This window comes from Bacillus sp. FSL R9-9834 (genome assembly GCF_038006905.1).
Lineage (GTDB): Bacteria > Bacillota > Bacilli > Bacillales > Bacillaceae_G > Bacillus_A > Bacillus_A pacificus.
In genome coordinates this window covers 4,700,001-4,726,442 of record NZ_JBBOWD010000001.1, presented here as the reverse complement: position 1 = coordinate 4,726,442, position 26,442 = coordinate 4,700,001, and the positions used below count along the sequence as shown (strand labels likewise).

Sequence of the window (26,442 nt, the reverse complement as noted above, 5' to 3'; positions counted from 1 at the left end):
GAGATTATTTTTTTGCATATTCTTTCATCGTATAGGGAATGATTAACGATGAAGGAGTGTGGAATATAAAAATGTTAAAACGATATTGTATTCGCATTATGATGACTTGTTTACTTGTATCCGCATTATGCGTAACATGGAATGCTTTCACAGGAGTTTCTTTATTAGAGATTGTAAAGAAATATGAGGGAACGAGTGCAAAAGAAGTACATGCAGCAGAAGTTAAGAGAAATGTTGCTCCGAGTAAAGAAGTGATAAATGCTTTAGAGCAGGCAAATGACTGGTCTAAATATCGTTCAATTGAAATGACTGCAACAGGTTATACATCGGGAATTGAGTCAACTGGTAAGAGGCCGGGACATCCGGAGTATGGTATTACATATTCAGGTGTTAAGGCGAAACGGGATTTATATTCCACAATCGCAGCGGACTTACGCGTATTCCCGATTGGAACAATTTTATTCATACCAGGTTATGGGTATGGTGTAGTAGCTGATAAGGGCGGTGCAATAAAAGGAAACCGTCTTGATTTGTATTATGATACGGTGAAAGATGTTTATAGCCAATGGGGTAAGAAAAAAGTAAATGTGTATATAGTTAAGCTAGGAAATGGTAAGTTTTCAGAAGAAGAGTTAACGATGTTAAATCAAGACGAAACGATGCAAGTGTTTCGTGGTCAATATTTAAAACAAAGATAGTCTAGTGGTAAGTACGCTAGACTTTTTTTATTTTATATAGGATGTAACAGAAGTTAGAATTGTCGCATTTTATCGAAAATAAAGTTATAATAAAGATAGAGTAGAGAAATTTAGGGGGTCTGAACATGTTTCACGTACAAAAAGAATTAGGAAGCCATGAAGCGGTGATTGTTGCCTTATTTGAAGAAGAGAAAACGAGTAGTTTTGTACAAGAACTGGACAAAGCGTTTGAAGGACAATTACAAGTTTTATTAGAAGAGAAAGAACTTTCTACGAAGAAGAAAGCTATTTCAAAAGTACATAGTTTAGGAAAAACAGAGGTAAAACGCTATTATTTTGTTGGTTTAGGTAAGAAAGAATCTTATACGACAGAAACATTACGTGCGGCTCTTGGTAAGGCATTTAAAACATTGCAAGCAGCAAAAGTACAAGATGCAGCAATCTTGCTTGATTCTTTCGTAACAGAGAAATTAGACGCGATTGATGTCGCTCATATTGCAGCAGAAGTACAAGGCCTTGGTACATATGAGTTACAAACGTATAAATCAGATAAAAAGGATCGTGTGGAGCTAGAGAAGTTCACGGCTATTACAGCGGAAGATACACAAGAAATTGAAGCTGCATTAACAGTTGGCTACGTACATGGGCGTGCAACAAATTCAGCTCGTACACTTGTAAATATGCCGCCAAACGTATTAACAGCGACAAAGCTCGCTGAGTATGCTGTTGAGTTAGCCGAGAAGTATGATATGGATTATAAAGTTCTTGAGAAAGAAGAGATGGAAGAGCTTGGTATGGGTGCGTTACTTGCAGTAAACCAAGGTAGTGTAGAGCCACCCAAAATGATCGCTCTTATTTATAAAGGAAAAGAAGAGTGGACAGATGTTATTGGATTCGTTGGAAAAGGAATCACATACGATACAGGCGGTTATTCTTTAAAACCACGTGAAGGCATGGTCGGTATGAAAGGTGATATGGGCGGTGCGGCTGCTGTATTAGGTGCGATGGAAATTATCGGTGAACTTCGCCCAGAGCAAAATGTGATCGCTGTTATTCCATCAACAGATAACGTTGTAAGTGGTACAGCATTTAAGCCAGACGATGTAATCACATCTATGAGCGGAAAAACAATTGAAGTATTAAATACAGATGCAGAAGGTCGCTTAGCATTAGCTGACGGTATTACGTATGCTAAAAAATTAGGTGCAAACTACCTTATTGATGTTGCGACATTGACAGGTGGAGTAATTGTTGCACTTGGAAATCATACGACAGGTGCAATGACAAATAATGAAGAGTTATTCGAGCAAGTGCTAGAGGCATCTATGGAAACAGATGAATCAATTTGGCAATTACCGATTTTTGATCGTGATAAAGAGCGCGTGAGAAACAGTAAGTTTGCTGATTTAAATAACTCACCAGGCCGTGAAGGACATGCGGTTATGGCAGGTACATTCCTAGGTGAATTCGCTGAAGATACACCTTGGGTACATTTAGACATCGCTGGAACATCTGAATCATCAGGAGCGCATGATTTAGGACCAGCTGGAGCGACAGGTGCAATGGTACGTACACTTGCAACACTTGTTGAACGTTTCGGAGAAGAATAGGATAATAAGAGAAGGCTGTTCCTACATTTTGGAACAGCCTTTTTTATTGATATATGGTGTTACGGCCGATGTAATTTTACTTTATAGAGAAATTGTATATAAAGTCCCGTTTAAAGCGAATGAAGTGCGGCCCGTTTCTTCAGAGACAACTAAAATAAGGGCATCGCTTTTTTCTGATAAGCCAATTGCAGCTCTGTGACGTGTTCCGAGTTCAGGATCAACTTCTGTACTTTTCGTTAATGGAAGAATATTAGCAGCAGAAACAATATGGTTATTTTTAACGAGAACGGCTCCGTCGTGAAGAGGGTTCCCTGGATAAAAAATCGATTCGAGCAGTGGTGCGGTTAAATGAGCATGTAATGTTGTTCCAGTTTGAATACAAGATTCAAGTGGCTCGTTTCGTTCCACAACAATAAGAGCACCATGTTTTCTGGCACTTAAATGTTGAACAGCTGTTGTAATGAACTGTGAGCTTTCTGTATAAGGTGATAAATACGCTTGAATATAGTATGTAGCTGCCAGTGTTTGTACATTTGCTAACATATGATGAATATCTTCCATCTTGCACAAAATACATTCATCTTCTTTATCAATTGCCTGCCTCATAATTGATAATTCTTTTTCAGCAATTTCAATCATTTGCTTTGTTTGTATTTTGAGCTCTTCTGACAAGCCCCATTCTTGCATAATCCTCATTCCCTTTAGTGGAGTATTTAATCATAGTGTATACAAATATTCCTAGTAAAATCCTGTTAGATTGTAAAAAATATTGAGATACAGGTTGTTTTTTTCATATAATAAAGGTATGACAAGCGAGAGGAGATAGAAGTATGAACTGGAAACAAGAATTTAGTCGCTGGCTTTCATATGCAGAGTTAGATGCAGAACTAAAAGAACAGTTAGAAAACATGAAGCAAGATGAGAAAAAAATCGAGGACAGCTTTTATAAAAATCTAGAATTCGGCACAGGTGGTATGCGTGGTGAACTTGGTGCTGGTACGAACCGTCTGAACGTATATACAGTTCGTAAAGCGACACAAGGATTAGCGAAGTTTATTGAAAAGTTAGGTGAAGAAGCGAAGAAGCGTGGTGTTGTTGTAGCGTATGATTCTCGTCATAAATCACCTGAGTTCGCAATGGAAGTTGCTGCTACACTAGGTGCACACGGCATTACAACATATGTGTTTGAAAGCTTACGTCCAACGCCAGTGCTTTCTTTCGCAGTTCGTCATTTACATACAGTGAGTGGAATCGTTCTTACGGCAAGTCATAATCCGCCTGAATATAACGGTTATAAAGTATACGGTGAAGATGGTGGGCAGTTGCCTCCGAAAGAAGCTGATGAATTAATTAGCTACGTAAACGCAGTAGAAGATGAATTAACAGTTGAGGTTGCTGATGTGGAGCAATTAAAAGCTGACGGTTTATTACATATTATTGGACAAGAAGTCGATGATGCATATGCTGCAGAATTGAACAATGTCATTATTAATAAAGAAATGGTACAAAAGGTTGGGAAAGACTTAAAAATCGTCTTCACACCACTACACGGAACATCAAATATTTCTGTACGCCGTGGTTTAGAAGAAGTTGGATTTACAGATGTAACAGTTGTAAAAGAGCAAGAGTTACCAGATCCGAACTTCTCTACAGTAAAATCACCGAACCCAGAAGAGCATGCAGCATTTGAATATGCAATTCGTGACGGTGAGAAGGTAGGCGCAGATGTGTTAATCGCAACGGATCCTGACGCAGACCGTCTTGGTGTAGCAGTTCGTAATCACGATGGTGAGTTCCAAGTATTAACTGGTAACCAAACAGGTGCATTAATGCTTGATTACTTATTATCTCAAAAGAAAGAAAACGGAACGCTACCAGAGAACGGTGTTGTATTAAAAACAATCGTAACGTCTGAAATTGGTCGTACAATCGCGAAAGCATACGGTTTAGATACAGTTGATACGTTAACTGGATTTAAATTTATCGGTGAGAAAATTAAACAGTATGAAGAAAGCGGACAATACGAATTCCAATTCGGTTATGAGGAAAGCTATGGTTATTTAATCCGTCCATTCTGCCGTGATAAAGATGCAGTACAATCTGTTCTATTTGCATGTGAAGTAGCTGCATACTACAAATCACAAGGTAAAACGTTATACGATGGTCTATTAGAAGTGTTTGAGAAGTACGGTTTCTTCCGTGAAGATCTTGTATCGTTAACGCTAAAAGGAAAAGATGGAGCGGAACAAATTCAAGAAATGATGGCAACATTCCGTGAAAATCCTCCGAAAGAAGTAGCGGGCTTAACAGTTGTAGCAGTTGAAGACTATAAAGCGAGCATTATTACATCTTTACAAGATGGACATAAAGAAGAGATTCACTTACCGAAATCAAATGTGTTAAAATATCAATTAGAAGATGGTTCTTGGTTCTGCCTACGTCCATCTGGAACTGAACCGAAGATTAAGTTCTACTTCGGTGTTCAAGATAATTCTTTACAAAATAGTGAACAAAAGTTACTTACTATTAAAGAAGATATTATGAATCGTTTATAATATAAAGTAATTTTAAGTAGTAAGGAACAAAAGGGAGCGAGATCTCCCTTTTGTTTTATGTAGGAAATGATTGCTATGAATTCCGACAGGAGAGAGGGTATTTTGTGATGAAAAAAGTAAGAAAAGCGATAATCCCAGCAGCTGGATTAGGAACACGTTTTTTACCAGCAACGAAAGCGATGCCGAAAGAAATGTTACCGATTGTTGATAAACCAACTATCCAATACATTGTAGAAGAAGCAGTAAAATCAGGAATCGAAGATATTATTATCGTTACTGGTAAAACGAAGCGTTCTATTGAAGATCATTTTGATAATGCATTTGAGTTAGAGCAAAACTTATTAGAAAAGAAAAAGTATGAGTTACTTGAAAAAGTACAGGCTTCTTCAAAAATGGTAGACATTCACTATATTCGTCAAAAAGAACCAAAAGGATTAGGTCACGCTGTTTGGTGTGCGCGTAAATTCATTGGTGATGAGCCATTTGCTGTTTTATTAGGTGATGATATCGTTCAAGCTGAAAAACCATGTTTACGTCAATTAATTGAAGAATATGATAAAACGCTTTCTTCTGTTATTGGTGTACAAACGGTTCCAGAAGAGGAAACACATCGTTACGGAATTATCGATCCGTTAGAGCAGGAAGGACGTCGTTACCAAGTTCGCAATTTCGTTGAGAAACCAGCAGCAGGTACAGCACCTTCAAACTTAGCAATTATGGGACGTTACGTTTTAACACCTGAAATCTTCATGTTCTTAGACCAGCAACATGTTGGTGCTGGTGGTGAAATTCAGTTAACAGATGCGATTCAAAGCTTAAACGAAATTCAACGTGTATTCGCTTACGACTTCGAAGGAAAGCGCTACGACGTAGGTGAAAAGTTAGGATTTGTTCAAACAACAATCGAAATGGCACTACAACACCCAGAATTACGTGATGACATGGTTACGATGATGAAGAAAATTTTAGAAGAACAAACGAATCAAGAGTCTTAATATAAAAAAGGAGGTTGTCCCAAAAGTAGCTGAATAGCTACTTTTAGGCAACCTCTTTCTTTACGGAAAATATAAAAAAGAATCGTCCATTTTTGATATAATTAAGTCACCACAACCAAATTATCAAAAGAAAGGAACGATTCTTTTATGTTTATAGATTATAACAAAAACCAACTGACTTTTCCACTAGATGTTGAGGTTCATATTCCTGAACATCATCTTTCACGTGTGGTTCATACGGCTGTAGAAGCGATGGATCTCTCTATCCTCTTATCACGTTATCCAGGTGGTGGCAGACCACCTTATCACTCAAAAATGATGTTGAAAATTTTATTATATGCCTACGCAAAAGGAATCTATTCTTCTCGAAAAATTGAAGAACAACTCCATGAAAATATCCATTTCATGTGGCTTTCTGATGAAAAAACACCAGACTTTCGTACGATCAATCGTTTTCGATCGGAGCGCATGAAAGACGTGATTTATGAAACTTTCTTCTCTCTCATCGACCTGTTGAAACAAGAAGGGCTTGTCAAACTCGAAGATTATTTTCTAGATGGAACAAAAATCGAGGCAAATGCCAATCGATATACGTTTGTATGGAAAAAATCCACAGAAAAATATGATCAAAAACTAGATGAGAAGTACCAAAAAATTGTCGCGACAATTGAACAAGCAAGTGAAGACGATCAGAAAGCGGAATTAGAAGAAGAACAAATGAAAGATACCTGTTCGGTCACTTCAGAAAAAATTAAACAAACCATTCAAACCTTAGAAAAACGCCTACAAGATGAACCGAAAAATAAAACGATGAAAAAAGCAAAGCGCCAGTTAGAAAATGATCTTCTTCCACGCAAAATAAAATACGAAGCTCATAAAGAAACATTTCAAGAAAGAAATAGCTTTTCAAAAACAGATACAGATGCGACCTTTATGCGGATGAAAGAAGATCACATGAAAAATGGTCAACTTAAACCAGGGTACAATATACAAATCGGAACCGAGGATCAATTTATTACAGGGTTTAGTATTCATCAAAAAGCGGGAGATACAACTTGTTTGATTCCTCATTTTGAAATATTTGAGAAGTACAATCGTGTAAAGCCTCAAAATGTAGTTGCCGATTCTGGTTATGGAAGTGAAGAAAACTATGCATTTTGTGAAGAGAAAAAAATGAAAGCATATGTGAAATACAATACGTTTGAAAAAGAACAAACGAAGGCGTGGACGAAACAAATAGGTCGCGTGGAAAATATGTTTTATGAGGAAGAGCTAGATGAATGGATTTGTGCAAATGAAAAACGCCTTATTTTTTCACATGAAAGCAAACAACAAACAAGCAATGGTTATACTTCTATCAAAAGAACCTATCGTTGTACAGAATGTTTAGACTGTCCATTTCAAGAAACATGTGCCAAAGGAAAAGAAACAAAATCTATCAGTGTCTCTGTCCAAAATCAAAAACAGCGAAAAGAAGTACGCGAACGTTTACATACAAAAGAAGGTAAAGAATTATATGGAAAGCGAAAAATAGAGGTGGAACCCGTATTTGGTCATATTAAATATAATCGTTTCTTCCAACGTTTTTCCTTACGAGGCCTTTCCAAAAATCGACTGGAATGGGGTCTTATTTGTTGTTGCCCATAATTTACGGAAATGGACAACAACAGCTCAATCAAAAGCGAAAAAACCCCAATCATAAGTAGAAAAACAATTGGTTTTCTACTTATGATTGGGTTTTTATCCATATAAAGGTAAAATATAAGAAATTGTCTCCAAAAGGTCGTTTTTAACGACCTTTTGGGACAACCTCCTTTTTCTTATGAAATCGTCGAATGAGAATGCTGATAAGCGGAACGACGTACAGCATAGTATATACGAGGTGCGATAATAGCACCGATAATGGTAAATGCAATATCTTTTACTGCGAACCACATCATAATCATCCAAGCCGCTTTATAGCTCATATTACCACCCATGAAGAGATTGACTGCTCCGTACATGTAAGTAGTACCGATAATATACGTTAAAATGATTCCTGTGAACGAAGCAATTGCAAATGTACTGAATGTCGGTCGTTCTTTTTGTTCTACTAGTTTTCCTGATACGTAAGCAACGATAATAAATGCAATAATAAAGCCACCAGTAGGATCTAAAAGTGCTCCAAATCCAGCTTTGAAGTTAGCGAAGATTGGCGCACCTGCTACTCCAACAAGCATGTAAACGGTCATTGATAATGCACCAAGTCTACTTCCAAGAAGAAGCCCTGCTAAAATTGCGAAAAATGGTTGCATAGATAGTGGGACGCCCGCTATTTGTAAGAATGGTGCCCAAGATACAATATTTGCACCAATAGCCATAAGAGCAACGAACATGGCAGCTAATGCTAAATCTAAAACATGAAATCTTCTCATAATGTTAACCTCCTGTTGTTTTTAGGTTAACATTATCGTAGCGAAAAGATTTACTTGTTGTCAATTAAAATATTTTGATAAGAAGGCTTCAAATAGTCTCTTAACAACGTATAAGGAATACGAAATTGCGGAATTCCACTTGAATAAGGGGCAATCTCATATAAAGGGAAATAAATGACGAGATTGTCCGGTTCTAAAAAGAAGTGGAACTTTTTCGTGCTCATGACTTTTTCAGATGCATCAGGAAAATAAATACTTTCATTTTGTTTAATTTGTCTTACAATCTCAGCACGAATTACTTCTTTGTATGCATCTTTTTGTTGAAATAAATCGTCTAAGTGTAGTAACTTTTTTTCGTTTAAATCGAATGTGTTTGCCTTCCACGTATAAAGACCATGTGCTCCGCCTGTATATTGATAGTAATTCAAATATAGGCTAAGAAAAGGTGGTTTATTTAAAGAGACTTTATAATCAACATTCGCCACGTACGGATGAAATGGTGTACTTGATCCTTCTGTTTCTTTATAATATTTTTTTGCGTCTTTTTCTAATTTGGTTTTAAATTTGTCAGTAGATTTTTTGTAATAGAAATTGAGCTTATTTTGAAATTTAGAATCGGAAAAGTTATGAAAAGAAGGTCTGTTAATTTGATATTCTATATAAGGTTTCTTACCTTTTTGTGTGACAGTCTGAACATCGATTGTCAGGTTGGATGCTTTGGCTACTAGTGCACAATTTGGTACAATAGTCAGCAAGGAGCACATAAGCAGTAATATACAAAATTTCTGTTTCATTTAGGTGAAACCTCCTTATATAAGTGTTATAAGTAGTTTGAAAATAAATAGGTAAAATTATACATTTTATTAAAGTAAGAGAAGGGGGAAACGATATGGCAAAAACTTTAATGGATTCACTTGGAATTGAGTTGTTAGAGATGACAGAAGATAAGGTGGTTGCTACGATGCCCGTAGATGAGCGTACGCATCAGCCATTTGGATTTTTACATGGTGGTGCTTCTGTTGCGTTGGCGGAAACAGTAGCAAGTGTCGGTTCATACAATTTAATTGATCAAGAAAAATGCATCTGTTTCGGTCTAGAAATTAATGCAAATCATATTCGCTCAAAGAAAGATGGAATTGTAACAGCGATCGGAACACCGATACATAGAGGAAACTCAACGATGGTTTGGGATGTACGTATCATTGATGAGAATGACGATTTATTATGTATTTCAAGATGTACAGTAGCAATTAAAGAAAAACGTGAAAAGTAAAAAAAGAGGCGCTCATTAGTAATCTGTACCCTTTGTAAAGGACATTTTAAAAAAAGTTAGGCGGCATCAAGAAGATGGTTTCTGTATTCGACAGGAGTCATCTTCTTTAAATTCCACTGATATCTGTGCTGATTATAGTATTTCATATAGTCTTTAATTTCTTGTTTTAACTGTGTGAAAGATGTACAAGTTTTGATGTGTGCTTCATCTTTAAAGTGCCCGAAAAAAGATTCTTGTGGGGCATTATCCCAACAGTTTCCTCGCCTTGACATAGATTGTCCCAGCTTTAATTTTTTGACTAATTTTTGATAGGTAGGACTTGTGTAATGAGCACCTTGATCAGAATGAATATAGGCATCTTGCGTTAATCGTACCTTCTTATTCTTCTTTAGTTTGTGCAGCGTCGTCGTTGCGATATCTAAGGTAAGTCGTTCTGAAACATGATACGCCAAAACTTCATTCGTAGACCCGTCTAGAATAGTAGATAAATATCCTTTTTGATTCTTACCATAAAACAGGTATGTGATATCTGTAAGAAGTACCTTTCCCGGTACACCTTGCCTAAATTCGCGTTTTAATCGATTGGGTACCACGAAGTGTTCTTTCGTCGCTTTCAACATTTTTTTATAGGGATTTTCTCTACGAATAGGACAGATTATCCCATATTTTTTCATGATTCTACGGATGCGTTTCAAATTGTAGACAACTTGAAATTGACCCGCCAATGTCATTTTGATCTGACGAGCCCCCTTTTTTCGGTTTTTAAATCGAAATGCCTTTAATATAATCTCTTTCACTATTTCATCTTGATGTATTCTTTTCTCTCGCCGACTTTGAGAAATGGCTAAAAAATAATTATAGTATCCAGAACGTGAAACGCCTGCGACCTGACACAAATATCTCACCATATTTTTCAGGCGGTATTTTTCAATGATAGAACGAATTAATAGGTACTTTTGACTAGCGTGTAACGTTATTTCTTTCCCATCCTCCCTTCCATAAATTTGATCTTTTTTAACAGTTCATTTTCAGCTTTTAATAAGTTTCGTTCCGCTTCCAAACGTGCATATTTCTCCTCTAATGTAAGTTCTCTTTCTGACTTTCTTCCTGAGTTTTCCTTACGTGTGTCTCTTAAGCCCCATACACCGTTTTGCTTATAGGACGTACGCCATCTATTTCCTGATGACACAATACGTTGTAGACCGATGATATCTATATCAAAACCACATTCTTCAAAAATAATACGAGGTGGTTTACCCTGTTCATTTTCCTTAATAAAAATACGCTTGAATTCATCGGTATAGGTAATTCCTTTTTGGCTTACCGATTTTACGTATCGATTTTTTGATAATATTTGAATTTCCTTTTCTGTAAGCAATTTTTTCGTCATTTTGAAATTTCTCCGATTCTCATTTTTCTCTCATTATACAAGAAATACCCTATAGAATAGACTTTTTTTAAGTGTCTATTCTATAGGGTACAGTTTATAGAGCAGCCTCTTTTTCTTATAATTAGAACTGGATTTTCTTCTCTAAGAAACCTTTTAGTTCGCTAATTGGCATACGAACTTGTTCCATTGTGTCACGGTCACGTACTGTAACAGCTTTGTCTTCAACTGAGTCGAAGTCGTAAGTGATACAGAATGGTGTACCGATTTCGTCTTGACGACGGTAACGTTTACCGATAGAACCAGTTTCGTCAAAGTCTACCATGAAGTCTTTAGCTAGTTCTGCAAATACTTCAGTAGCACCTTCAGATAGCTTTTTAGATAATGGTAAGATAGCTGCTTTGTATGGTGCTAAAGCAGGGTGGAAACGAAGAACTGTACGAGAATCGTTTTCTAATTGCTCTTCTTCGTATGCATCACATAAGAATGCTAATGTTACGCGGTCAGCACCTAAAGATGGCTCGATGCAGTATGGTACGTAACGCTCATTCGTTTGTGGATCAATATAGTTAAAGTCTTCGTTAGAGTGTTCCATGTGACGTTTTAAATCGAAGTCTGTACGAGATGCAACGCCCCATAGTTCGCCCCAACCGAATGGGAATTTGAATTCAATGTCAGTTGTTGCGTTACTGTAGTGAGATAATTCCTCTTCACCGTGGTCACGAAGACGCATGCTTTCTTCAGTCATACCAAGTGAAAGTAACCAGTTCTTACAAGTTTCACGCCAGAATGCGAACCACTCTAAATCTTCACCAGGCTTACAGAAGAATTCAAGTTCCATTTGTTCGAATTCACGTGTACGGAATGTGAAGTTACCAGGCGTGATTTCGTTACGGAAGCTCTTACCGATTTGGCCAATACCAAATGGAAGCTTTTTACGCATAGAGCGTTGTACGTTTTTGAAGTTTACGAAAATACCTTGTGCTGTTTCTGGACGAAGGAAGATTTCGTTTGTGCTAGACTCTGTAACACCTTGGAATGTTTTGAACATTAAGTTGAACTGACGGATTTCAGTGAATTCTTCACTACCGCAATCAGGACATTTTACTTCATGTTCTTTCATTAAGTCAGCCATTTGGTCGAAAGTAAGACCATCAACAACCATTTCGATGCCTTTTGCATCTAATGCATCTTCAATTAATTTGTCAGCACGGTGACGCGCTTTACATTTTTTACAGTCGATCATTGGATCGTTGAAGTTACCAACGTGACCAGAAGCGATCCAAGTTTTTGGGTTCATTAAAATAGCTGCGTCTAAACCAACGTTGTATGGGGATTCTTGAATGAATTTTTTCCACCAAGCTTTTTTAACGTTATTTTTTAATTCGATTCCAAGTGGACCGTAATCCCAAGTGTTTGCAAGACCACCGTAAATTTCAGAACCAGGGAAAACGAAACCGCGATGTTTCGCTAAGTTTACTACTTGTTCCATTGAATACATAATAAAATCCTCCTTTTGAAAGTTAACGTATTGGCGATGACGTGCTCAGGTAACTTGTGAAACGAGCAGTATATGCTTTAAAAAACATAAAAAAACGCTCATCCCAAGGCCTTATTGCCTAGGGACGAGCGTTTGCCCGCGGTTCCACCCTAGTTGATACACAAAAGGTGCATCCACTTTATCACGTATTGCTCGAGACTGCCGTTTCCTTGCGGCTTCAGGCTTTCACTATCCCTGAATCGCTTTTTGTGCAAGTACTTATAAGTCCGTCATCGCTACTTATATTAATAATAATGAACATATTCTAACACGTTCTTTTTTAAATCTCAATAGAGGAACGCGTCTATCTACGATAGAGTCTCGCCTATTTTTTCGTTATTTATTCCGTAATTTTCTTTAATGTGCTTAATTGCTTCACGCCTGCTGAGCGGGGCAAGCTCGTTATTTTGCACGTATTCCCAAACGACATGGGGCTTTGTTTTTGCATATTCGCGAAGTACCCATCCAATCGCTTTTTGAATGAAAAATTCTTTCGAAGAATGTAGTTGTCCAATAACCCAAAAAAGAAGTTCTTCATCCATCTTTTGTTTATATTTTAGCTGGAATAAAATAGCGGCGCGTTGTAACCATATGTTATTTGATGCAATCCATTTTGGAATATAGGCAGAAATCAATTCGGGATGTTGTAAAAAAATAGTACCTAAAAATGTAGGGACGATGCTATCGACAGTGTCCCACCAAGATTTTGTTACAATGAGTTCTTCTAAGAAGGGGATATGCGTTTCGTTTATATGCTTTTTATATTTTTGCATCATATCGAGTGCGGCTGCCTGAAATTCTCGTTCTGGTAAATCCCAAAGCTCACGTACGATAACTTGGAAGTCTTTTTGGTCTGGGAGCGTATGTATTTGAATGACGTCTTTCAATAATTGTCTTCTCTCGGGAGTTTGAATACCAAGAAACGGGAAGTGATTTTTCATATAACGTGCCATCGGTTCTGCTTTTTCTGGGTTTTGATTTGCTATGAAGTGCTCTTGTAATGCTTTTACAAATGGGTGCATAAGTACATTCTCCTCTCTTATTATCTTGCTTATTTCATTATACAGAGAGTTTGGTTGAATTTTAAAACATAACTTGCCATGTAACGAAATATGTTGAAAGTAGAGAGGAGAGGATAAGATGGAAGATCAAGGCGTACTAGCAGGTTTCTTTGCTCTTAGTTTTGCGTTTATTCTTGTTATCATAATTTGGGCAATTATTTCGTATTTGTTAACGGCTTTTGCACTGTATACGATGGCGAAAAATGATGGTGCAACGGATGGGGTTCTTGCTTTTATTCCTTTTATAAATAGTAAAACGTGGGGCGATTTAGCAAAAGATAAATTACCAGATTTCTTGAAAGAAGAAGCAGGATGGAAAGTATTCGGCATATATGTCGCGTGTTTCATTTTTAATTTTGTACCAATTATAAGTATACTAGCAACAGCTGTATCGATTGTGTTGTCCATTTATCTCATCTACGCTATCTTAGACAGATATGGAACGAACTCTATATTATTTACAATTATTCATGTCATCACATTTTCGGTGTTCTTGCCGATTCACTTGTTCATTATTCGAAATGAGCCGGTGAGGTATAACGAGTAGTATATGTAATATTTGAGATAGAAAAAGCGCCCTGAAAGCAGGGCGCTTTTTGTGCTACATAAGGTAGCGTACATAAATATAAATATGAGAAATGATTAATGAAACGATCATAATTGGGAAACCGACTTTTAAGAAGTCCATGTAGCTAAATTTATGTCCTTCTCGGCTTGCGATACCTGCAACGATTACGTTAGCAGAAGCGCCGATTAATGTTCCGTTTCCGCCTAGACAAGCACCTAATGCTAATGCCCACCATAATACGTCGATTTGCGCGTCAGCAGGTGATAAACCTAATCCGACAGCCATATCGTTAATAAGAGGAATCATTGTTGCAACGAATGGAATGTTATCAATCGTTGCAGAGGCGATACCAGATACCCATAAAATAAGGATAGATGCGTAAGAAATATCTCCGCCTGTTATGCCAATTACTTTTTGAGCTAACATTTTAATAAGACCGATATCGATAAGTCCTCCAACGAGTACGAATAGTCCTGCGAAGAAGAAGATTGTTACCCATTCTACACTTGCGAATACTTCTTCAATTTCATGTTCTTTTACACCGATTAACATAAGTACAGTAGCACCAGTTAAAGCGATGATAGCTGCATCGACGTGGAAAATGGAATGGGTCATGAAACCTACAATTGTAAGTCCAAGTACTGTTAAAGACTTTTTCATTAATACTGGATCTTTAATGTATTGTTTTTCATCTAAACTCATTAATTTTTTAACTTGTACAGGATCAGCGATTAATTGTTTGCGGTACATGAAGTAAAGGATTGTCGCTGTCACACCAATGATAATAATTACGATTGGCGCTAAGTTTAGCAAGAAAGCATTGAAATCTAAATGCTTATTGGCAGAACCAATCATAATGTTAGGTGGATCACCAATTAATGTTGCTGTTCCCCCGATGTTTGAAAAAATAATTTCAGAAAGTAAATAAGGAACAGGATTTACTTGCAGTATGCGCGTAATAGATAAAGTAACTGGAACAACAAGAAGTACAGTTGTAACGTTATCTAAAAACGCGGAACCAAGTGCAGTAAGTAAGGAAAGTGAAATTAAAATTTTAATTGGATTTCCTTGCGCTCCTTTTGCTGCTTTAATGGCAACGTATTGGAAGACGCCCGATTTACTCGTAATGTTCACCAAAATCATCATACCGATGAGTAGTGTAATCGTCCCCCATTCAATATGTTTCGTAAAGGCATTGTGTAAATCAACAACCCCCATAATTACCATGAGTGCTGCGCCAAGAAGTGCGATGACAGCGCGATTAATTTTTTCAGAAATAATAATGGCATATGTAATTAAAAAGACTGCGATAGCAAAATAATACTGCCAGTTTGCGAGCTCTTGCGTTGTTTCGTGCAAAACTCTCATCTCCTTTCATTCACTTTTCTTAGTGTGTCAAAAATTAACTAGATGAAACACACATAACGTCATTATAAAGTAGAAAAATGTCGGATGTAAATGAAAGGGCTTATTTTGTTATATTTTCTGCAAAGGTTACTTTTTCTTATTTTTAAAAATATTTGCGGGCATTTGACATATATATAAGATACATCCAATCTGAATATTTAAAATGGAATTAGCATTCGAGCTTGTTCGTGTAGGAGTGTCAAATAGAAAGGAATGACAAAGATGATAAGGAAGGGATCGTATGAATGAACAACAATTTTTATTTTTGGATTTTGAGTTTACGATGCCCCAGCACAGAAAAAAACCAAAAGGATTTTTCCCGGAGATTATTGAGGTAGGACTCGTTTCGGTTGTTGGCTGTAAGGTAGAAGATACGTATTCAGCTCATGTTAGGCCGAAAACTTTTCCATCTTTAACGGATCGATGTAAGAAGTTTTTAGGGATTAAACAAGAAGTCGTAGATAAAGGAATTTCGTTTCCAGAACTCGTTGAAAAACTTGCAGAATATGAAAAGAGATGTAAACCGACCATTGTTACGTGGGGAAATATGGATATGAAAGTGTTGAAGCATAATTGTGAAAAAGCGGGAGTAGATTTTCCTTTCCAAGGACAGTGTCGTGATTTATCACTTGAGTATAAGAAGTTTTTTGGTGAGAGAAATCAAACAGGACTGTGGAAAGCAATTGAGGCGTATGGAAAAGTAGGGACGGGTAAGCATCATTGTGCGCTAGATGATGCGATGACGACGTATAATATTTTTAAGTTAGTAGAAAAAGATAAAGAGTATTTAGTGAAACCAGCACCTCCAACATTAGGGGAACTCGTTGATTTTTCAAAAGTGTTAAAGAAAGTGAGTACACAGTAACGACCAAATTGCACAGTATGTAATTTGGTCGTTTTGTTTTTTTAAAGTTTGTAGTCTTTTTTTAATTGCTCTAATGTTTCTAGACTACGAACTGCAAAAGGTGAATCATCTTCAGAAAATGAATTCATTTGAGTTTCTAATGCTAATTTGAGTGAATCTGTATAATCTGGAATTTCTCCTTCATATTTCTTCACCATTTGCTCTGGAATGTTCGTCTGTTCACGAAAAGCTAAAGCACGTCTTTCGTGGAAAAATGGTACGTCAGCTTGTTTTACGTTATGTAAGTCACCTTGCACCGGATGTTTTAAAACAGCTAATACTTTTACGACGTAACTGCCAGGGCGGCTATTTGTAACTTCGCCAATGTATTTTCCCGTTTTATAAATACCAGTAACGATTTCGCCAATTTCAAATGTTTCTCTCATATTTTTCACCTCAAGTTTATAGTAAGGAAAGTAGGAGAAGGAGTCAAAGAAATCATTCGCGTTCGGAATGCCCCCTTGAGAATGTGGATAGGTTCCACTATAATTTAAAATAATATAACAGAAAATTCTGATGTTTTGCGAATCCTATAATAAGGAGTGATTTATATGATGCCATTATATTTTCCGGAAGATAAAACAGAATATATTATTCCAGGGATTGTTTGTGTTCTATTTATTATCGGTGCGGTTGCCACGTGGCGTATGTTCATTCGTGTATCAAAACGAGAAGCAGATCGATTACAGAAAGTTGAAGAAAAGCTGTTAGCTGAAAAGAAACAGTAACTCATTTTTGTATGTTTCCCTCTATGCTCGGACAATCTAAGGGCAGAATGTATTTTGGAGGGAATAAAATGAAAAAACGGCTTTTTTTCAGTTGTTGTTTACTATTTCTGATGGCAGGTTGTGACCAAGGAAAGCCGAAAGAAATTGACGTGAAATTACATAATGCTTCAGGTGATGAAGTGGGGACTGCGAAAGTAGTGCAGCAAACAAGCGGAGTAAAAATTAAGATTAAAGGGGAAGGGTTCACACCTGGCCCACACGGCATACATGTACATGAAATTGGTGAGTGTAAAGCACCGCGTTTTGAATCATCTGGGAATCATTTTAACCCTGATAATAAAAAGCATGGACTCCTTAATCCGAAGGGTGCAGAAAACGGTGATTTACCGAACGTAATTGCAGACGGTTCCGGGAAAATTAAAGCAGAAATTGATGCGCCACATATAACGCTTGAAGAAGGGAAAACGACGATTCATAGAAAAGATGGAGCGTCTATTATTATTACAGAAAATGCTGATGATGGTATGACACAACCGACAGGTAAATCAGGTGATCGAATTGCTTGTGGGGTTATTGTAAAAAAAGCGTCGGATATGAAGAAAAAATAAAAGCTACCGTGCGCGGTAGCTTTTTTGTGTAGTGTAAGTGAAAATATATCGGCGATTTTTAAAATATATCGACTTACCGACAAAATATGACAAAGGAGGCTGTCTCAAATAGCCTCCTTTCTTATTATGAAAACGTATGGCGCAGCCTATTTAAAATTTCTTCTAAAACAGACCTTGGACAGCCGATGTTAATTCGAATATGTTCTTCGCCGCCTAATCCGTATTTCTCACCAGGTTCAACAATAATTTTTCCTTTTTCTTCGAGCAATTTAGTGCGCTCATCTTGAGACAGTTGTAGGCGAGAGCAATCAATCCATAACAAAAAGCTACCTTCTGGCTTCGTTACGGAAAGAGCAGGTATGTGATCTTTCATATATTCACAAGCGAACTTAGCGTTATCTTCTATATATAATCGAATTTCATTTAGCCAATCGTTACATTCTGTATAGGCACTTACCATCGCTGTATAGGCAAATGTATTTAATCCGTGGAAGCCTTGTCTATATTGGATAGATGTAAAGGCTTGACGGAGTTTTTCATTTGGAATGATAATAATCGATGCTTGTAATCCAGCGATATTAAATGTTTTACTTGGAGCCATACAAGTTATCGTGCGCGCTGCTAGTTCTTCAGATAAAGAAGCGAACGGTGTATGTGTATGATTTGCGTAAATAATATCGGAATGAATTTCATCTGCGACAACGATTACATTATATTTTGTACATAAAGATCCAAGCTTTGTTAATTCCTCTTTCGTCCAAACACGCCCTATCGGGTTGTGAGGACTGCAAAGAAGCATAAGTTTGACGCCTTGTTGAAATTGCTTTTCTAAATGTTCGAAGTCTATGGCATATGTATCATTGTGTTTCTGTAATGGACTTACGCATAATTGTCTATTGTTTGTTGTGACCATTTCGAAAAATGGGGGATAAATAGGTGGTTGTACGAGAACGGATTCGTTTTCCTTTGTGAAGGCCTGTATGCTCGTACTAAGAGCTGGAACGATTCCGGCGCTAAAGACAATCCATTCTTTTTGAATATCCCAGTTGTACTGTTTTTTTGTCCAGTTACAAATAATATCGCCAATATTTTCGGGAGGAAGTGTATAGCCGAAAATAGGATGCTCGATACGTTGCTTTAAAGCAGTTTGAATTGGTTGTGGTACTTCAAAATCCATATCAGCAATCCACGCGTGGATAAGTTCTTCGTTTTTATATGTATCCCATTTTGTACTATGAGTTCCACGGCGATTGACTGCTTTATGAAATAGTTGCATAAGTTTGCTCCCTTCTTCTGTAAAACCGTTAAGTTATGAAAGTTCTCTCTCTTCTTATAGAATAGCTGATGTGATAGGATAAAGAAAAGTATTAAAAAGTGAAAAGGCGGGAAGCGAATGGGTACATATGAAAAGATGATAGAGGTTGTGAAGAATTGGGATCCGTTTCAAATGGGACCGGAGTTTTATGAAACAGAAGCGAGCGATGTTGTGAACGTCGCAAGTGTGTTTGATGATTCAAAATACATCGCAAAGAAGATTCAACATATATACTTTATGTCTTTTGAGGAAGTACCTGCGCTTGAAAAATGTGAGAAGTTAGCTGTGGAATTACTTGTAATAAAAGAAGGCGGAAGTTGTTCATTGTAGGCTGTCGGAATTTCCGACAGCCTTTTTGATATTATTGCGCAGAAAAAGCGATAATTTCTTCATAAACATGTTCCGGTTTTTCTTCAGGTAGTAAATGCCCTGTATTTTCGTAAGAAATAAATTTCGAATTCGGTAAATCTTTGTGCAGACGATGACCTACATGTACAGGGACGACCCGATCTTTTTCACCCAAAATGAGTAGAGTAGGTGTTTCGATTTTTTGTAATTCAGTTGAAGATAAGTCACCTTCACGATCTCGTATCATACGAGTTAAAGCGGGGAATATACGGTTGTCATAAAAAGGAGCAGAGTAACCTGCCTTCATTTCATCGTCAATTAATGAATGATCATGAACGACATTCATTAAGTTATGAACGATGCCGCGCCGTATAATCCAATTCTTTACGTATAAATGAAAGAACGGTAAATAAGAAGAGTACAGTAAAGGTAAAGTTGCGCGTGCTAAATAGCTAGAGCTACATAGTAAAATTGTCTTTGAAATTAATTCAGGACGTATACGGTTTACGTAAAGTGAAATTTGGCCGCCCATAGAATGTCCAACTAACACAATGTTTGAGAGAGATAAGTGTTCAATTAAATCGATTATAATCGTTGCTAAATTATGATAAGAATACTTAAATAGATGAGACTTATCGCTCTTTCCGAACGGGGGCAAATCAAGAGCAATGACTGTGCCTTCTTTCGATAATAAAGGAATAAGACGGCGGTAGCTGAATGAGGAAGATAAAAAACCGTGAACGAGTACGAAAGTAGGACGTTCTGTTTTATTTTCATGTTCATACAATTCGTAATGAACAGTAGTGCCGCGAGTGGAAAAAGTGAAATAAGGACAAGTAGATTCGTGATTCATTTTTTGTCACTCCATTGATTTTTGTTCATATCATTTCCAAGGCAGAAAAAAATATGTTAACAAAAAAAGGCAAGATGACGATGTCATCTTGCCTTTCGTATATTCAGTATTACCCGCGAACAATATTAGGCGGTGTTTTTCCTTGTAACGCTGCAACTAAATTTTCAGCGGCGGTCATAGCCATTTGTTGCCTAGTTTTTAATGTTGCAGATCCGATATGTGGTAAGGTCACAACATTTTGTAAGGATAAGAGCGGACTGTCTTTTTGAATCGGCTCTTGTGTAAAAGTATCGATGCCTGCTGCAAAGATTTTCTTTTCTGTTAACGCATGAATTAACGCTTCTTCATCTACTGTTTTCCCGCGAGAAGCATTAATGAAGATAGCTGTTTCTTTCATGAATGAAAATTCCTTTTCTCCGATAAGATGGTACGTTTCATCTGTTAATGGAGTAAGAAGAACGATAAAGTCAGACTGTTTGAGTAGCGTCTGTAAATCACAATATGTAGCATCGAATTTTTGTTCAGCTTCTTCTTTTCGGCGACGGTTATAATAAAGAACATCCATATCAAATCCGAATTTCGCTCGTTTTGCAACAGCTTCACCAATTCGGCCCATACCGATAATGCCGATTGTACTATGGTGTACATCTAGCCCAAAGTGCTCTTTTCCAATTTCCGCATTCCATTTACCATTTTTTACGTAGGAGTCGAGTTCACAAACACGACGACCAGCAGATAACATAAGAGCAAAAACGAGGTCAGCTACTGTATCATCTAGTACGTAAGGTGTATTTGTTCCGAGGACATTGCGCTTTTCCATCGCTTGTAAATCAAAATTATCGTAACCGACAGAAATGTTGCTTACTACTTTTAAGTTAGGAGCCGCCTCCAATAATTCTTCATTAATAGCAGATCCGAAATTTAATAAACCATCTTTATCTTGTATTTTCTCTAGTAGAACATCACGAGGTACCTTCTCATTTTGCTCCCATTTTTCATAATCACAGTGTTCTGATAAATAGTTTTCTACAAATGTTGGAACTGGTTCAGCAATATAAACTTTTGGTTTCACGGTTCCATCCCCTTTCGCTTTATCACGCATTTATCCGCTGATTAAAGTTTCACTTTATTTTGACATAATTCACTAAAAAAATCTTCTTTTCAAACTGGAAAGGCTATTTGTATAATTTAGACACAAACGAAAAGGAAGGATGATTTATATGGTGACAGAAAAAGAATTAGAATTATTAGCTTGTCTTGAAAAAAGTAGTCGATTAACTGTAGATACATTAGCGAAGCTGTTAAATATAGAAGTAGAAGAAGTAAAGAAAATGGTTGAAAAATTAGAAGCGGAAAAGATTATCGTGGATTATGTAACACATATCGATTGGACGAAGGTGAAAGAACATACAGGTTTAACGGCAATGATTGATGTGAAAGTTACGCCAAAGCACGGCGTTGGGTTCGATGCGGTTGCTGAGCAAATTTATCGCTATTCAGAAGTGAAATCTGTGTATTTAATGTCAGGGACATATGACCTTTCTATTACATTAGAAGGAAAGACAATGGGAGAAGTGGCGATGTTTGTTTCTGAGAAATTAGCAACAATTGAATCTGTCGTTTCTACGACAACGCATTTCATTTTGAAGAAGTATAAACATGAGGGAATTATTTATGAAAAAAACGATGATGATAAGCGAATTGTGGTGACACCATGAAGCAATTTGAACTATCTAGAGCAGCGGAATCTTTACAACCATCTGGTATTCGAAAGTTTTTCGATTTAGCAGCAAATATGAAAGGTGTTATTTCGCTTGGAGTAGGAGAGCCTGATTTCGTTACACCTTGGAATGTGAGGCAAGCATGTATCCGTTCTTTAGAACAAGGATATACGTCATATACAGCAAATGCAGGATTATTGGAGCTCCGTCAAGAAATAGCAAAGTATCTAAAAAAACAATTTGCAGTTTCTTATGATCCAAACGATGAAATCATTGTTACAGTTGGAGCAAGTCAGGCGTTAGATGTAGCGATGCGCGCCATTATAAATCCTGATGACGAAGTACTCATTATTGAGCCAAGTTTCGTTTCTTATGCCCCGCTTGTGACATTAGCTGGAGGCGTTCCAGTTCCTGTGGCGACTACTTTAGAAAATGAATTTAAAGTACAACCAGAACAAATTGAAGCAGCTATTACAGCGAAGACAAAGGCAATTTTACTTTGTTCACCAAATAACCCAACAGGTGCAATGTTAAACAAGTCCGAGCTTGAAGAAATAGCAGTGATTGTTGAGAAGTACAATTTAATCGTATTATCTGATGAAATTTATGCAGAACTTGTATACGACGAAGCATATACAAGTTTCGCGAGTATTAAAAATATGCGCGAGCATACGATTTTAATCTCAGGATTTTCAAAAGGATTTGCAATGACAGGATGGCGTCTTGGTATGATTGCAGCTCCTGTTCATTTTTCAGAATTAATGCTCAAAATTCACCAATATTCTATGATGTGTGCACCGACGATGTCTCAGTTCGCAGCACTTGAAGCGTTACGTGCGGGGAATGATGAAGTAATTCGGATGAGAGATAGTTATAAGAAACGCCGTAATTTTATGACGACATCTTTTAATGACATGGGATTAACGTGTCATGTGCCAGGCGGAGCATTTTATGTCTTTCCTTCCATTTCTTCAACCGGACTATCTTCAGCGGAATTTGCAGAACAGTTATTATTAGAAGAAAAAGTGGCTGTTGTACCTGGAAGTGTATTTGGCGAAAGTGGCGAAGGGTTTATTCGTTGTTCGTATGCAACATCGCTTGAACAGCTTATGGAAGCAATGAAGAGAATGGAACGGTTTATAGAGAATAAAAAAAGGACAAAACACAATACGTTTTGTCCATAAAAGGGGGGGAATACTAGAAAGCCATGTGTTAGTATTCTATCCTAATATTGGAGAATTATACTTACTTAAGGAAATTTTTTCATGAATTTTGAATGAGCTCTGTCATAGTGGTATAATTTACTAATATAAGGTATGCGTATCTTGAGTTGCTTTACTTAGGGTACGTATTAACTAATCGGATATTTAACAATAAATCATCTGCTTTGCTATCTACAATTGTAGAGAAAATGGTAAACGTATGGGAGTGTTTCATATGTCAGAACAATATACAACAGGAGTGGTTGTAACAGGGAAAGTGACTGGGATTCAAGATTACGGTGCATTTGTAGCGTTAGATGCAGAAACACAAGGACTTGTGCATATATCTGAAATTACAAATGGATATGTAAAGGATATTCATGACTTTTTAAAAGTCGGCGATACAGTAGAAGTAAAAGTACTTTCAATTGATGAAGAACACAGAAAAATGAGTTTATCGTTAAAAGCGGCGAAAAGAAAACAAGGACGGATTCTTATACCGAATCCATCTAAGGACGGATTTAATACGCTGCGAGAAAAGCTAACAGAATGGATTGAAGAGTCCGAGTTAACAAAGTAAAAGAGGAGCGCATATGAGCGTTCCTCTTTTACTTTTTCTTATGATATATATTTGCAAATATGATTGCATGCAATCATATTCGTATGTCGAAGGTGAGTAAGGACATACTGACTAGCGAATTTCGTTCGTTTCTGGGTGAGTACCAAGATTTTCTGATGGTTTAAAGAGTAAACCAAGATTGATCAGCCCAGAAATACCGACGATGCCGTAAATAATACGTGCAAGAGCTGAGTTTTGTCCACCGAAAATAGCTGCCACTAAGTCAAACTGGAAGAACCCGATTAATCCCCAGTTCACAGCGCCAATTACAGTAAAGACTAATGCGATACGTTGCAAAGTACTCATGAAAAAGCCCCCCTTAATTGTGAAGCATGAGCAAGCGATGAGTTAATTAACTCTTTTATAGAATGGTGTAGTTATGTTGTTTTTATACATAAAAAATGTTTGAAACAGGATGTATATACATCTATACCGAAAAATGCGAATTTTTATGCAAAAAATGAACTTTTTTTAAAAAATATATATTGGTTGCGTTTACAATTGGCTAATCGCTTGATTTACAACTTCAGTTTCGCTAAAGTGAATACAGAAATACATATCCATAATTGGAGGGAAAAAGATGAGTACACATGTAACGTTCGACTATTCTAAAGCGTTATCCTTCATCGGTGAACATGAAATCACTTATTTACGTGATGCAGTGAAAGTAACACATCACGCAATCCACGAAAAAACTGGAGCTGGGAACGATTTCCTTGGGTGGGTAGACCTTCCGCTTCAATATGACAAAGAAGAATTTGCTCGCATTCAAAAATGCGCAGAAAAAATTAAAAATGACTCTGACATTTTACTTGTTGTAGGTATCGGTGGTTCTTACCTAGGAGCACGTGCAGCAATTGAAATGTTAAACCATTCTTTCTACAACACACTTTCTAAAGAACAACGTAAAACTCCACAAGTGCTATTTGTTGGACAAAACATTAGCTCCACTTACATGAAAGATTTAATGGATGTATTAGAAGGTAAAGACTTCTCTATTAACGTTATTTCCAAATCAGGTACAACAACAGAGCCTGCACTAGCATTCCGTATTTTCCGTAAGTTGTTAGAAGAAAAATATGGAAAAGAAGAAGCTCGCAAACGTATTTATGCAACGACAGATAAAGCGCGTGGTGCATTAAAAACATTAGCTGATAATGAAGGTTACGAAACATTCGTTATTCCAGATGATGTTGGAGGACGTTTCTCTGTATTAACGCCAGTTGGTTTATTACCAATCGCAGTGAGTGGCTTAAATATTGAAGAGATGATGAAAGGTGCAGCTGCTGGTCATGATGACTTCGGAACATCAGAACTAGAAGAAAACCCAGCTTACCAATATGCAGTAGTTCGTAACGCTTTATACAATAAAGGAAAAACAATTGAAATGCTTGTTAACTATGAGCCAGCACTTCAATACTTCGCTGAGTGGTGGAAACAGTTATTTGGTGAAAGTGAAGGAAAAGATCAAAAAGGTATTTTCCCATCTTCAGCAAACTTCTCAACTGACTTACACTCATTAGGTCAATACGTTCAAGAAGGTCGTCGTGACTTATTTGAAACAGTTCTAAAAGTAGGTAAACCTACACATGAACTAACAATCGAATCAGAAGAAAACGATTTAGATGGATTAAATTACCTTGCTGGTGAAACTGTAGACTTCGTAAACACGAAAGCATACGAAGGTACATTACTTGCACATAGCGATGGCGGAGTACCAAACTTAATCGTAAATATTCCTGAATTAAATGAGTACACATTTGGTTACCTTGTATACTTCTTCGAAAAAGCATGTGCGATGAGCGGCTACTTATTAGGCGTAAATCCATTTGACCAACCAGGAGTAGAAGCATACAAGAAAAACATGTTTGCTTTACTTGGTAAACCAGGATTTGAAGAATTAAAAGCAGAATTAGAAGAGCGTTTAAAATAATAAAAAGCGGCCGGATCCGGCCGCTTTTTATTATTTCATCGAAAAGTCCATCAGTATATTCAAACTAGAGTGGGTATGCTAAGGAAAAAGTCTAGGAGGGATGGACTTGATTCCGATTCAATCAAATTTAGAAGGACGTACATATGCGTTATATAAGTTAGAAGAAATCATGAAGCCACTCGGATATAGCATTGGTGGCAATTGGGATTATGATAAAGGATGCTTTGATTATAAAATTGATGAAGAAGATGGCTATCAATTTCTGCGAGTGCCCTTTACAGCGGTGAATGGTGAATTAGATGTGCCAGGCGTAATAGTCCGTCTTGAAACGCCGTATATTCTTTCGCACGTATATCAAGACGAACTAGATGATCATGTAAATACGTTAACAGCCGGTACGAGTGGATTGGATCAATTTGCTGAGCCGAAAGATCCAGATGGAGATGTAAAAAGAAAATATATCAATATTGGGAAAGTGCTCATGCAGGAACTAGAGCGTCATTTTACTAATGATGAATAACAATGAGTATGTCGCTTTCAATGAGAACAAAAGAATGAACTGGGTTAATCATATATTGTTCGTCGCGCTTTATACCTAGTAAGAGAATGTTTTGCTTTAAAAGAGTATAGCTACAATTTGCAAAAGTTTGTCCAGTGCAGGATGGGGGAAGCTCCATCAGTTGTAATTTATTATCAGAGATTT

The 26,442-nt window shown here is 37.0% G+C and carries 28 protein-coding genes and 1 pseudogene (1 of these 29 cut by a window edge); 16 read left to right on the top strand and 13 right to left on the bottom strand.

The features are described 5' to 3' along the window. Positions 1-71: 71 nt before the first annotated feature. Positions 72-698 carry a 3D domain-containing protein gene (locus MKY00_RS24840; protein WP_000920108.1) on the top strand — a complete coding sequence of 209 codons (627 nt, stop codon included), beginning with the start codon at positions 72-74 and terminating at the stop codon, positions 696-698. Between the two features lie 125 nt (positions 699-823). Then, positions 824-2,308 carry a cytosol aminopeptidase gene (gene pepA, locus MKY00_RS24835; protein WP_016718796.1) on the top strand — a complete coding sequence of 495 codons (1,485 nt, stop codon included), beginning with the start codon at positions 824-826 and terminating at the stop codon, positions 2,306-2,308. An 81-nt stretch (positions 2,309-2,389) separates the two neighbouring features. Here pepA and cdaS read toward each other — a convergent pair whose 3' ends face one another. Beyond that, positions 2,390-2,995: a sporulation-specific diadenylate cyclase CdaS gene (gene cdaS / locus MKY00_RS24830; RefSeq protein WP_001158738.1), complete on the bottom strand. Its 606-nt coding sequence runs from the start codon at positions 2,993-2,995 to the stop codon at positions 2,390-2,392. A 143-nt stretch (positions 2,996-3,138) separates the two neighbouring features. On the opposite strand from cdaS, the gene MKY00_RS24825 reads away from it, so the two are divergent. From MKY00_RS24825 to MKY00_RS24815, 3 genes and pseudogenes are all read left to right on the top strand, one after another. Then, on the top strand, positions 3,139-4,863 hold the full coding sequence (locus tag MKY00_RS24825; RefSeq protein WP_016718795.1) for a phospho-sugar mutase: 1,725 nt from the start codon (positions 3,139-3,141) through the stop codon (positions 4,861-4,863). Positions 4,864-4,970: 107 nt separating this feature from the next. Then, entirely contained in the window at positions 4,971-5,858 is an 888-nt protein-coding gene (gene galU / locus MKY00_RS24820; protein WP_029141219.1) for a UTP--glucose-1-phosphate uridylyltransferase GalU, read from the top strand. A gap of 147 nt (positions 5,859-6,005) precedes the next feature. Beyond that, a pseudogene (locus tag MKY00_RS24815) lies at positions 6,006-7,560 on the top strand (IS1182-like element ISBce1 family transposase). 118 nt (positions 7,561-7,678) lie between these two features. Here MKY00_RS24815 and MKY00_RS24810 read toward each other — a convergent pair. Both MKY00_RS24810 and MKY00_RS24805 read right to left on the bottom strand, forming a co-directional pair. After that, entirely contained in the window at positions 7,679-8,272 is a 594-nt protein-coding gene (locus MKY00_RS24810; protein WP_016718792.1) for a biotin transporter BioY, read from the bottom strand. A gap of 50 nt (positions 8,273-8,322) precedes the next feature. Further along, entirely contained in the window at positions 8,323-9,066 is a 744-nt protein-coding gene (locus MKY00_RS24805) for a DUF3298 and DUF4163 domain-containing protein (RefSeq protein ID WP_014893444.1), read from the bottom strand. 95 nt (positions 9,067-9,161) lie between these two features. Between MKY00_RS24805 and MKY00_RS24800 the strand changes: the two genes are divergently transcribed. Next, the gene (locus MKY00_RS24800; RefSeq protein WP_001140611.1) at positions 9,162-9,545 is read left to right on the top strand and encodes a hotdog fold thioesterase; all 384 of its coding nucleotides are present in this window, start codon (positions 9,162-9,164) and stop codon (positions 9,543-9,545) included. 56 nt (positions 9,546-9,601) lie between these two features. On the opposite strand, the gene MKY00_RS24795 is transcribed toward MKY00_RS24800, so the two are convergent. The 3 genes from MKY00_RS24795 to MKY00_RS24785 all read right to left on the bottom strand — a co-directional run bounded on the left by MKY00_RS24795 (position 9,602) and on the right by MKY00_RS24785 (position 13,494). Continuing rightward, positions 9,602-10,935, bottom strand: a protein-coding gene (locus MKY00_RS24795; RefSeq protein WP_085966774.1) for an IS3 family transposase whose coding sequence is annotated in 2 segments (ribosomal slippage) — positions 9,602-10,548 and positions 10,548-10,935 — 1,335 coding nt in all. Because the reading frame shifts where the segments join, the coding sequence is not laid out codon by codon here. 121 nt (positions 10,936-11,056) lie between these two features. Then, positions 11,057-12,433 carry a glycine--tRNA ligase gene (locus MKY00_RS24790; protein WP_000287154.1) on the bottom strand — a complete coding sequence of 459 codons (1,377 nt, stop codon included), beginning with the start codon at positions 12,431-12,433 and terminating at the stop codon, positions 11,057-11,059. A 347-nt stretch (positions 12,434-12,780) separates the two neighbouring features. Then, positions 12,781-13,494, bottom strand: a complete 714-nt coding sequence (locus tag MKY00_RS24785; RefSeq protein WP_016718791.1) for a DNA alkylation repair protein — start codon at positions 13,492-13,494, stop codon at positions 12,781-12,783. Positions 13,495-13,612: 118 nt separating this feature from the next. Between MKY00_RS24785 and MKY00_RS24780 the strand changes: the two genes are divergently transcribed. After that, on the top strand, positions 13,613-14,080 hold the full coding sequence (locus tag MKY00_RS24780) for a hypothetical protein (protein WP_000390059.1): 468 nt from the start codon (positions 13,613-13,615) through the stop codon (positions 14,078-14,080). A 54-nt stretch (positions 14,081-14,134) separates the two neighbouring features. On the opposite strand, the gene MKY00_RS24775 is transcribed toward MKY00_RS24780, so the two are convergent. Then, entirely contained in the window at positions 14,135-15,460 is a 1,326-nt protein-coding gene (locus MKY00_RS24775) for an ArsB/NhaD family transporter (RefSeq protein WP_000545225.1), read from the bottom strand. 289 nt (positions 15,461-15,749) lie between these two features. Between MKY00_RS24775 and kapD the strand changes: the two genes are divergently transcribed. After that, the gene (gene kapD / locus MKY00_RS24770; protein WP_001005369.1) at positions 15,750-16,373 is read left to right on the top strand and encodes a 3'-5' exonuclease KapD; all 624 of its coding nucleotides are present in this window, start codon (positions 15,750-15,752) and stop codon (positions 16,371-16,373) included. A 41-nt stretch (positions 16,374-16,414) separates the two neighbouring features. Here the strand turns inward: kapD and MKY00_RS24765 are convergent, their stop codons facing one another. Next, positions 16,415-16,798 (bottom strand): kinase-associated lipoprotein B, encoded by a 384-nt coding sequence (locus MKY00_RS24765; protein ID WP_001209341.1) that lies wholly within the window; start codon positions 16,796-16,798, stop codon positions 16,415-16,417. A gap of 165 nt (positions 16,799-16,963) precedes the next feature. Here MKY00_RS24765 and MKY00_RS24760 point away from each other — a divergent pair, with 165 nt between their 5' ends. Next, on the top strand, positions 16,964-17,140 hold the full coding sequence (locus MKY00_RS24760; protein ID WP_000982762.1) for a hypothetical protein: 177 nt from the start codon (positions 16,964-16,966) through the stop codon (positions 17,138-17,140). 68 nt (positions 17,141-17,208) lie between these two features. Further along, on the top strand, positions 17,209-17,748 hold the full coding sequence (gene sodC / locus MKY00_RS24755) for a superoxide dismutase [Cu-Zn] (RefSeq protein WP_000746511.1): 540 nt from the start codon (positions 17,209-17,211) through the stop codon (positions 17,746-17,748). Between the two features lie 124 nt (positions 17,749-17,872). On the opposite strand, the gene MKY00_RS24750 is transcribed toward sodC, so the two are convergent. Next, positions 17,873-19,024 (bottom strand): MalY/PatB family protein, encoded by a 1,152-nt coding sequence (locus MKY00_RS24750; RefSeq protein WP_016718790.1) that lies wholly within the window; start codon positions 19,022-19,024, stop codon positions 17,873-17,875. 117 nt (positions 19,025-19,141) lie between these two features. On the opposite strand from MKY00_RS24750, the gene MKY00_RS24745 reads away from it, so the two are divergent. Further along, complete coding sequence (locus MKY00_RS24745; RefSeq protein WP_000537636.1) at positions 19,142-19,393, top strand: YugE family protein; 252 nt, start codon at positions 19,142-19,144, stop codon at positions 19,391-19,393. Positions 19,394-19,424: 31 nt separating this feature from the next. Here MKY00_RS24745 and MKY00_RS24740 read toward each other — a convergent pair whose 3' ends face one another. Together MKY00_RS24740 and MKY00_RS24735 are read right to left on the bottom strand one after the other, a co-directional pair. Next, complete coding sequence (locus tag MKY00_RS24740; RefSeq protein WP_341035313.1) at positions 19,425-20,264, bottom strand: alpha/beta fold hydrolase; 840 nt, start codon at positions 20,262-20,264, stop codon at positions 19,425-19,427. 109 nt (positions 20,265-20,373) lie between these two features. Then, a complete protein-coding gene (locus MKY00_RS24735; RefSeq protein WP_016718789.1) occupies positions 20,374-21,366 on the bottom strand; it encodes a 2-hydroxyacid dehydrogenase in 993 nt (330 codons plus the stop codon). 118 nt (positions 21,367-21,484) lie between these two features. On the opposite strand from MKY00_RS24735, the gene MKY00_RS24730 reads away from it, so the two are divergent. The 3 genes from MKY00_RS24730 (at position 21,485) to yugI (ending at position 23,767) form a co-directional block, all read left to right on the top strand. Further along, the gene (locus tag MKY00_RS24730; RefSeq protein WP_000255706.1) at positions 21,485-21,982 is read left to right on the top strand and encodes an Lrp/AsnC family transcriptional regulator; all 498 of its coding nucleotides are present in this window, start codon (positions 21,485-21,487) and stop codon (positions 21,980-21,982) included. Beyond that, a complete protein-coding gene (locus MKY00_RS24725) occupies positions 21,979-23,169 on the top strand; it encodes an aminotransferase (RefSeq protein WP_016718788.1) in 1,191 nt (396 codons plus the stop codon). The genes MKY00_RS24730 and MKY00_RS24725 overlap by 4 nt, the downstream gene beginning before the upstream one ends. Before the next feature lie 253 nt (positions 23,170-23,422). After that, positions 23,423-23,767, top strand: a complete 345-nt coding sequence (yugI, locus tag MKY00_RS24720) for a S1 domain-containing post-transcriptional regulator GSP13 (RefSeq protein ID WP_000003767.1) — start codon at positions 23,423-23,425, stop codon at positions 23,765-23,767. A gap of 111 nt (positions 23,768-23,878) precedes the next feature. Here yugI and MKY00_RS24715 read toward each other — a convergent pair whose 3' ends face one another. Further along, positions 23,879-24,112 (bottom strand): DUF378 domain-containing protein, encoded by a 234-nt coding sequence (locus MKY00_RS24715; RefSeq protein WP_000105788.1) that lies wholly within the window; start codon positions 24,110-24,112, stop codon positions 23,879-23,881. A 274-nt stretch (positions 24,113-24,386) separates the two neighbouring features. Here MKY00_RS24715 and MKY00_RS24710 point away from each other — a divergent pair, with 274 nt between their 5' ends. Continuing rightward, complete coding sequence (locus MKY00_RS24710) at positions 24,387-25,739, top strand: glucose-6-phosphate isomerase (RefSeq protein ID WP_000103652.1); 1,353 nt, start codon at positions 24,387-24,389, stop codon at positions 25,737-25,739. A 106-nt stretch (positions 25,740-25,845) separates the two neighbouring features. Continuing rightward, positions 25,846-26,259: a YugN-like family protein gene (locus MKY00_RS24705; protein WP_016718787.1), complete on the top strand. Its 414-nt coding sequence runs from the start codon at positions 25,846-25,848 to the stop codon at positions 26,257-26,259. Here MKY00_RS24705 and MKY00_RS24700 read toward each other — a convergent pair. Next, positions 26,246-26,442: the 3' portion of a potassium channel family protein gene (locus tag MKY00_RS24700; RefSeq protein WP_016718786.1), read on the bottom strand. 799 nt of this gene lie beyond the right edge of the window; only the last 197 of its 996 coding nucleotides appear in the window; its start codon lies beyond the right edge, outside the window; it ends in the stop codon at positions 26,246-26,248. The genes MKY00_RS24705 and MKY00_RS24700 overlap by 14 nt on opposite strands.